The following is an 8,957-nucleotide window of genomic DNA, read 5'->3' as shown; positions in this document are numbered from 1 at the left end:
GCTCAGGGCACCGGTGGAGTCCCAGTCCTGGTTGGCGGAGCCGTGGTGGGCGACCTTGAGGACGTCCACGCGCGGCAGCGGGCTCCGGGCGCGCAGCGCCGCCTGGGCCGGGGGTTCGAGGTCCCCCAGCAGGGCGATCCGGAGCGCGTCCGAGGGCGGGCCCACCGAGGCCAGCAGCGCGACGCTGGAGTTGTTGGCGCCGGGGGTTTCCCGGCCGGGCTGCTCCTCGGGCCACAGGACCTCCCAGGAGAGTTCGGGTCCGGCGGCCCGGCGTTCACCGCGCCGGGCCCCGATCACAGGGACCCGGGCGGCACCGGCCCACTCCAGCACCCGGGCGCGTTCGCCGGGCGGGCCGTCCAAGGTGGTGACCTGGAGCGCTCCGACGCTCCGGCCGCGCAGGACGCCGGGCAGGCCCTCGGCGTGGTCCGCGTGGAAGTGTGTGACGATCAGCAACGGCACCCGGGTGATGCCCAGCGCCCGCAGACAGGAATCCGCCGCCGCCGGGTCGGGCCCCGCGTCCACCACCACGGCGGAGTCCGGGGCGCCGCCGCCGGACGGGGTGACCGGAAGCACCGTCATGTCCCCCTGTCCGACATCGCACATGACCAGCCGCCAGCCCGGCGGCGGCCAGCCGGTGACGATCCGGACGAGCAACGGCGGGCGCAGCAGGACCGCCAGCACGGCCAGACCGGCCACGACGGCCGACACCGCCCGGAGCCACCGCCGGCCGCGCGACGGACCCGGTCCGAAGTGGCGGGGCCCGAAGTGGCGGGGCCCGGAGTACGGGAGCCGGGCCGGGCCGCGGCGGGTGCGGAGCGGGCGGGCCGCCCAGCAGAGCGCGAGGGTGAGCAGCGCGAGCAGCGCGGCACCCACCAGGCCGCTGGGCAGCTCCAGCTCCGCGCCCGGCAGGGCGGCGCCGTGCCGGGCCACGGCCACCAGCCAGGCGGTGGGCAGCGCGGCCAGATCGACCAGGAACCGGGCGGCTCCGGCCGAGACCGGGCCGGCCAGCAGCGCCGCGAAGCCGAGCAGGGTGACCGGGGCGACGGTGAGTTCGGCCAGCACGTTGCAGGGGATGGCGACCAGACTGACCCTCGGCGCCAGCAGGACGGTGAGGGGCGCGCAGAGCGCCTGGGCGGCGGCGGTCGTGGCCACGGCGGCGGCCAGGTGGTGCGGCCAGCGGCGGGCCAGCAGCGCGGCCGTCCAGCCGGGGGCCAGGACGAGCAGCCCGGCCGTGGCGAGGGTGGAGAACAGGAACCCGTACGAACGGGCCAGGTACGGATCGAGCAGGACCAGGACGAGCACGGCCCCCGCCAGCGCGGGCAGGGCCTGCCGGGGGCGGCCCGTGGCCAGGGCGAGCATCGCGATCAGACCGGTGGCGGCGGCCCGGAGCACGCTCGGGTCCGGTCGGCAGAGCGTGACGAAGGCCAGGGTCAGCAGTGTGCCGAGGAGGGCCGTGGTCCGCAGCGGCAGGCCCAGCAGCCCGGCCAGACCCGCCCGGCCGGGTGCGCCCGCGCGGCCCGGTGAGCCGATCAGTACGGCCAGCACGATGCCGAGGTTGGCCCCGCTGACGGCGGTGAGGTGGCCGAGGTCGGTGGCGCGGAAGGAGTCGTCCAGTTCCTCGGGGAGGCGGGAGGTGTCGCCCACGACCAGTCCGGGGATCAGCCCCCGGGTGTCCGGCGGCAGGTGGTCGCAGGCGGCCCGCAGGCCGGCCCGCAGCCGTCCGGCCAGCCGCTGCGGGAGGCTGGGCGGCGCGAGCTGCCGGGGTGGCCCGCGCACCAGCAGGACGGCGGCCACGGTGCCGCCGGAGCCGGGCGCGGCCGGGAGCACCCGTACGTCGGCGGAGAGCCGGGTGGAGGGGAGCATCCGCTGCCAGGCGGGCGCATCCTGGGCCCGGACCAGCAGAAGGACGGGCGAGCGGGTCCGGACCTGCTCCGGATCCGGGGGGACGGCCTCCGGGAGCCTGACCAGGTCGACGGTCGCGCCGACGGTGAGCAGCGACTGACCGGGGGCCGTCCCCCCGCTCGCGGACGTTCTGGTCCTCGGGTCACCCGTGACGGTGAGCTCGACCGTGAGCTCGGGGTTCGGCCGGCCAGCGAGGAGCGGCAGTGGGCCCCGGTACAGGTCCGCGGTGTGCAGAGTCGTGGTGACCGCGCCGGCGGCGGCGCTGAGGAGTGCGGCGGCCACCAGCACCGCCGGGTGGCGCCCCCGCCGCACGGCCGGCAGCAGCAGGAGCAGCGCGACCAGGGCCGCTGCCCCGGCGGCCAGGAACAGCAGGGGCTGCCACTTCGGGCCGAGTCCGAGGACGGTCGCGGTGACGGCCCAGGCGGAGAACGCCGGGACGATCAGGCGCAGATCGGTGGGGCGGTGGTGGCCGGGGCGCGAGGCGGTCGAGGCGGAGATCGTGCCACCTCCCTGGGGTGGGCGCGGAAGCGGACGGGTGTCAGAGCGTCAGCAGGGAGCGCAGGTCGAGGAACTTGCGTTCGCCGATGCCGCTGACCTGGCGCAGCTGCTCCACCGAGCGGAAGCCGCCGTGCTGCCTGCGGAACAGCGTGATCCGTTGCGCCAGCGTCGGCCCCACGCCGGGCAGGGCGTCCAGCTGCTCGACGGTCGCGTGGTTCAGGCTGAGCGGCGTGGCCGCCGGCCCCGCACCGGACGGCCCGGCGGGCGCGCCGACCACGATCTGCTCGCCGTCGGTCAGCACCCTGGCCAGGTTCACGCTGTCGGTCTCGGTGTCGGGCAGCGGACCGCCTGCCAGGCGGAGCGCGTCCGCGACGCGGGAGCCGCTCGGCAGCGTCCGGAGCCCCGGGTGCTGCACCTTGCCCGCCACGTCGACCACGACCTCCGGGCCCGGCGCCCCGGACGCCCCGACGAACTCGGCGGACCCCGACCCGGCGGGTGACGGCGGCACCCCGCCGCCTTGGTGCGGGGTGCCGGGGATCGTGGCCGCTGCGGAGACCGTCGTCGGGATCGGCACCGGCTGCGGCCGGCCCAGCCAGAAGTGCTGGACGGCATACCCGACGGCGAGTACCAGCAGGACGGTCAGCCCGAGAAGCGCGCGCCGGTCGAGCAGCAGCGCGGGGTGCGGTCTCGGCCAGTGCCGCCGACGGTTCCAGGCGTGCGGGACCTCGGCCTCGGCCTCCGCCTCCGCTTCCGCTTCCGCTTCCGCTTCCGCTTCCGCTTCCGCTTCCGCTTCCGCTTCCGCTTCCGCTTCCGCTTCCGCTTCCGGGTCGAGGTAGGCGTCCGGGTCGGGTTCAGGGCCAGGGCTGGGGTTGGGGTTGGGGTTGGGCTCGGGATCCGGCTCGGGATCGGACGGCGGGTCGGGGGGTGGCCGCCGGCCCCTGAGGGGCGAGCCGGTCACCCGTCGGGCGGCGCGGCGCGGCACCTCGGCGGTGTCGCCGCCGTCGCCCAGGCCGCCCGCGCCGCTCGCATCGGGTACCCCGGATGCCTCGGGCGCGAACAGGTTGGACATCCGGTCGCGGACGGTTTCGGTGGTCTCTCGGCGCCGCGTGGCACCCGGGGTCATCGTTCTCATGCCGACGACCGTAGAACCGTCCCGGCCCGCCGCCCGGATTCGTCAAATCCCTGTGGACAACTCGGCATTGTGGATAACTTCGGTCACCCGGACGAGGGAGTTTCGAACGGACCGCCGCCGAGAACCCGTCAGCGCGGTGCGACCACGACCGCCAGCAGCCCGGGCCCGACGTGTGCCCCGATCACCGCACCGACCTCGATCACGGACAGCTCTCGCAGCCCGGGCACCCGCTCCCGGAGCCGCTCGGCCAGCGGTTCGGCCCGTTCCTCGGCGGCCAGGTGGTGCACCACGATGTCCACCTCGGCCTCGCCGGCCTGGGCCACCGCGATCTCCTCCAACCGGGCGATCGCCCGGGAGGCCGTCCGGACCTTCTCCAGCGGCTCGATCCGCCCCGAGGAGAGGTGCAGCAGCGGCTTCACCGCGAGCGCCGAGCCCAACAGCGCCCGGGCGGCACCGATCCGGCCACCGCGCCGGAGGTGCTCCAGGGTGTCGACGTAGAAGAACCCGCTGGTCAGCGAGGCCCGGCGGGTGGCGGCCGCCACCGTCCCCTCCAGCCCGAGGCCGGCCTCGGCGGCCCGGGCCGCCGCCAGGACGCAGTGCCCGAGCGCCATGGCGACCAGGCGGCTGTCGACCACCCGCACCGGGATCTCCGCCTCGGCGGCCGCGAGCTGCGCCGCCTCGTACGTACCCGAGAGTTCCGAGGAGATGTGCAGCGAGACGACCCCGGTCGCGCCCGCCTCGGCGGCCGCCCGGTAGGCGGCCGCGAATGTCTCGGGGCCCGGGCGGGAAGTGGTGACGCGCCGTTTGGCGCGGAGCGCCTCGGCGACGTCCTTGGGCGAGACCTCGACGCCTTCGAGGAGGACCTCGTCCCCCAGCGCCACGCTGAGCGGGACCACCGCGATCCGATGACGGTCCACGGCGTCCTGAGGGAGATAAGCCGTCGAATCGGTGACAAGTGCGAGGTGGGCGGGCATGAGCCGGAGGTTACTCCCCGTCCAGCGCAGAAGACAGCGAGACCGGACGGCCCGCCTGCTTGGCGGCAGAAGCAGAAGCCACAGCCACAGCCCGACGGGACGGGCTACCCCACCGACGGCTTGCGCAGGCGCTGCGCCAGGCGGGCCAGCGGCTCGCCCAGCCCGAGCAGTTCCTCCGCGCTCAGGTGTGTCCCACCGGAGACACCCTTGCGCGGCTCCCCGGCGGCTCCCGCCGAATGAGCGTCGGAGGCAGCGGATCCGGCGGATCCGGCGGAGGTGGAGGCGGAGGCAGCCGGTGCGGCATCGGCAGCGGGAGCCGCGTCCCAGTGCCGCAGTGCGCCCGCCTCGCTCTCGCACTCCGCGCTCAGCCGCGCCAGCTCGTCGTCGGCGAAGCGGCGCATCCGGTCCTGGGCGGCCCAGCGCATCGACTCGGCGGAGTGGGTGATCCGTTCGGCCCGCTCGCGGAGTTCGGGCAGCTTGGCGGCGATCCTGCGCTGGTCCGGCTCGCGCTCCAGCACCCGCAGTTCGCCGTCCAGCTCCGCCGCGTGGGCGTCGAGCCGGGTCAGCAGCTGGAGCGACTCGGTCAGCTGGCCGTCCTGGGACAGCCCGCCCTCCAGCACCTTGCGGGTGCTGTCGAGTGAGGTGCGCAGCGACAGCCGGACCGACGAGAGCTGCCCCTGCGAACCGGGCTTGGTGAACGTCTTGGCCTTGAGGGTGGCGTTCTCGACCGCCCGACGGGCGTTGGCCTCGTGGTGCTCCACCTTGGCGGCGACGGTCCGCGCGGCTTTCACCGCACCGACCACCAGCATGGTCAGCGCCGCCACGCCGAACATCACGATCACCAGGACCAGCACGCCGAGCGCGTCCATCATGAGCCATCTCCCACCGAAGCCCGACCGGACCCGCCTCGAACCGGCGGCGCCGCCTGAGTCTCCAAGGTAGCCCCATCGGCCGGTCCGCAGGTCGGCCGGAGGCGCTCCGGTGGCAGAGATCAGGGTCGGCTCAGGGATCTCCCCCGCAGGATCCCAGGGTCGGCCCCGGTCCCGGGTACGCCGACGGGCGGCCCCTCCCGCACCGGGAGGAACCGCCCGTCACGACCTGTCGGCCGGCTGTCCGTCTGCTGTCAGCCGGTGACGATGTTGACCAGCTTCGGCGCCCGCGCGATCACCTTGCGGACGGGTGCGTCCCCGATCGCGGCGACGACCGCCGGGTCGGCCAGCGCCAGCGCCTCCAGCTCGGTGTCGGAGATCGACGGCGCGACCTCCAGCCGGGCCTTGACCTTGCCCTTGATCTGGACGACGCAGGTCACGCTCTCGGCCACGGCGTACACCGGGTCGGCGACCGGGTAGTCGGTGAACGCCAGCGACTCGGTGTGGCCCAGGCGGCGCCACAGCTCCTCGGCGATGTGCGGGGCCAGCGGCGCGACCATCAGCACCACCTGCTCGGCCACCACCCGGGGCGTGGAGCCGCGCTTGACCAGGAAGTTGTTCAGCTCGATCGCCTTGGCAACGGCCGTGTTGAAGCGCAGCCCGGCCATGTCGCCCCGGACCCCGTCGATCGCCTTGTGCAGCGCGCGCAGGGTCGCCTCGTCGGGCTCCTCCTCCGTGACCACCAGCTCGCCGGTGTCCTCGGAGACGACGTTGCGCCACAGGCGCTGCAGGAAGCGGTACGAGCCGACCACCGCGCGGGTGTCCCACGGACGGGAGACGTCCAGCGGGCCCATCGACATCTCGTACAGGCGCAGCGTGTCGGCGCCGTACTCGTCGCAGATGGAGTCGGGCGCGACCGCGTTCTTCAGCGACTTGCCCATCTTCCCGGCCTCGCGCTTGACCTGCTCGCCCTGCCAGAAGTACTTGCCGTCGCGCTCCTCGACCTCGGTGGCCGGCACCGGGAAGCCGCGCTCGTCGCGGTAGACGTCGGCGGTGATCATGCCCTGGTTGAACAGCTTGTGGAACGGCTCGACCGAGGAGACGTGGCCCAGGTCGTGCAGCACCTTGTGCCAGAAGCGCGCGTACAGCAGGTGCAGCACCGCGTGCTCCGCGCCGCCGACGTACAGGTCGGCGCCGCCGCCCGGCTTCTGCGCGGTCGGGCCCAGCCAGTAGCCCTCGTTGGCGGGGTCGACGACCTTCTCGCCGTTCACCGGGTCGATGTAGCGCAGCTCGTACCAGCACGAACCGGCCCAGTTGGGCATGGTGTTGGTCTCACGGCGGTACGAGCGGACGCCGTCGCCCAGGTCCAGCTCGACGTTGACCCAGTCCTCGTTGCGGGACAGCGGGGTCTTCGGCGAGGACTTGGAGTCGAACGGGTCGTAGGTGTGCGGCGAGTAGTCCTCGACCTCGGGGACCTCGACCGGCAGCATCGACTCGGGCAGCGCGTGCATCACGCCGTCCTCGTCGTAGACGATCGGGAAGGGCTCGCCCCAGTACCGCTGACGGCTGAACAGCCAGTCGCGCAGGCGGTAGTTGACGGTGCCCTCGCCGATGCCGCGCGCCGTCAGCCACTCGGTGGCGGCGGCCTTGGCCTCGACGACGCTCAGGCCGTTCAGCGACAGGCTGTCGTGCGCCGAGTCGACGATGACGGAGTCGTACGTGTCGAACGCGTCGTCCCACTCCTGCGGGTCCTGGCCACGGCCGTCCGTCGGCTCGACGACGCAGCGCATCGGCAGCGCGAAGGCGCGGGCGAAGGCGAAGTCGCGGGCGTCGTGGGCGGGGACGGCCATGATCGCGCCGGTGCCGTAGCCCATCAGGACATAGTCGGCGATGAAGACCGGCACGGGCTCGCCGCTGACCGGGTTGGTCGCGTACGCGCCGGTGAAGACACCGGTCTTGACCTTCGCGTCGACCTGGCGCTCGACGTCCGACTTGGCGGCGGCCTCCGCGCGGTACGCGGCCACGGCCTCGGCGGGCGTCTTTGGATGTCCCAGCGCGGCGCCGCCCTTCCAGTCCTCGTGGGTCTCGGCCGGCCAGGCGGCGGGGACGATCGGGTCGACCAGCGCGTGCTCGGGCGCCAGCACCATGTAGGTGGCGCCGAACAGCGTGTCGGGGCGGGTGGTGAAGACGGTGATCTTGTCATCGCCGACGGCGAAGTCGACCCGGGCGCCCTCGCTGCGGCCGATCCAGTTGCGCTGCTGCAGCTTGATGGCCTCGGGCCAGTCCAGCAGGTCCAGGTCGGCGATCAGGCGGTCGGAGTACGCGGTGATCCGCATCATCCACTGGCGCAGGTTCGACTTGAACACCGGGAAGTTGCCACGCTCGGAGCGGCCGTCGGCCGTGACCTCCTCGTTGGCCAGCACGGTGCCCAGGCCGGGGCACCAGTTGACCGGCACCTCCTTGGAGTACGCCAGCCGGAAGTCGCCCAGCAGTTCGTCCCGCTCGGCGGCGGACAGCTCGGACCAGGCGCGGCCGTCCGGGGTCGGGCGCGAGCCGTCCGCGAACTGTGCGATCAGCTCGGCGATCGGGCGGGCCTTCTGCGCCTCGGTGTCGTACCAGGAGTTGAAGATCTGCAGGAAGATCCACTGCGTCCAGCGGTAGTACTCCGGGTCGATCGTGGAGATCGACCGGCGCGGGTCGTGGCCCAGGCCCAGGCGGCGCAGCTGCTGGCGCATGTTGGCGATGGCCGCGTCGGTGGTGATCCGGGGGTGCTGGCCGGTGGCGACGGCGTGCTGCTCGGCCGGCAGGCCGAAGGCGTCGTAGCCCAGCGTGTGCAGCACGTTGTGGCCGGTCATCCGCTGGAAGCGGGCGTACACGTCGGTGGCGATGTAGCCCAGCGGGTGGCCCACGTGCAGGCCCGCACCCGAGGGGTACGGGAACATGTCCATGATGAAGCTGTGCGGCTTGGCCGCGACGTCACCGGCCGTGGGATCCGCCAGCGCACCGGCCGGGTTGGGGGCGTTGAACGTCCCCTCCTTCTCCCAGACGTCCTGCCAGCGGGACTCGATCTCCGCGGCCAGGCTGGCGCCGTAGCGGAAGGGCTCGGTGGCGGCCTCGGCCGCAGCAGGGGTCGTCTCGCTCATGATCCTTCAAGCTCCATCGATGTCGGTTGGCGAACAGGCGGCGAAAACAAAAAAGCCCCTCGCAGGAGGGGACGCCACGCCGACTCCGGCACCACCCGAAGGCTCAGCCGGTCCTTGTCAGCGCGGCCGGCTAAGGAGCAGGCGCACGGTTCGCATGGGCTCAGGGTACCGCAAGGGCGCTAGCCGCTCAGTCAGCGCACCAAGAGCAACCACAGCAGGGGCGCGGGGAACTGCGCGCGCAACCGTGCACCTCCGTCGTGCCCTGGTCGCGCAGTTCTCCCCCAGCCTTCGGCCGGGAGGTGCCCCCACGCGCCCCTGAAGGACCCACCCGTACGGCTAGCCCCAATGCTGGTGACTTTAGGTTGTTCTTGGCTGGGTGATGGTGGCTGTTGTCGCTTCTGGTGGTGGCCAGTTGCGGTGGTGGGCACGTTTGAGGGGC

5 protein-coding genes are annotated in these 8,957 nt (G+C 73.6%); all 5 read right to left on the bottom strand.

Features of this window, described 5'->3' with window-relative positions; all coding sequences use genetic code 11:
• On the bottom strand, positions 1-2,214 hold a 2,214-nt coding region (locus ABD330_RS31525; protein ID WP_344469734.1), incomplete at its 3' end, for a ComEC/Rec2 family competence protein.
• Positions 2,215-2,440: 226 nt separating this feature from the next.
• A complete protein-coding gene (locus ABD330_RS31520) occupies positions 2,441-3,532 on the bottom strand; it encodes a ComEA family DNA-binding protein (protein WP_344469733.1) in 1,092 nt (363 codons plus the stop codon).
• Between the two features lie 128 nt (positions 3,533-3,660).
• Complete coding sequence (locus ABD330_RS31515) at positions 3,661-4,506, bottom strand: DegV family protein (RefSeq protein ID WP_344469732.1); 846 nt, start codon at positions 4,504-4,506, stop codon at positions 3,661-3,663.
• A gap of 104 nt (positions 4,507-4,610) precedes the next feature.
• Complete coding sequence (locus tag ABD330_RS31510; protein ID WP_344469731.1) at positions 4,611-5,378, bottom strand: hypothetical protein; 768 nt, start codon at positions 5,376-5,378, stop codon at positions 4,611-4,613.
• Between the two features lie 251 nt (positions 5,379-5,629).
• The gene (gene leuS / locus ABD330_RS31505) at positions 5,630-8,518 is read right to left on the bottom strand and encodes a leucine--tRNA ligase (RefSeq protein WP_344469730.1); all 2,889 of its coding nucleotides are present in this window, start codon (positions 8,516-8,518) and stop codon (positions 5,630-5,632) included.
• Positions 8,519-8,957 lie beyond the last annotated feature (439 nt).

It is taken from the genome of Kitasatospora kazusensis, from assembly GCF_039529945.1.
GTDB classification, from domain to species: Bacteria; Actinomycetota; Actinomycetes; order Streptomycetales; family Streptomycetaceae; genus Kitasatospora; species Kitasatospora kazusensis.
This window is presented reverse-complemented; position numbering and strand designations above follow the sequence as displayed.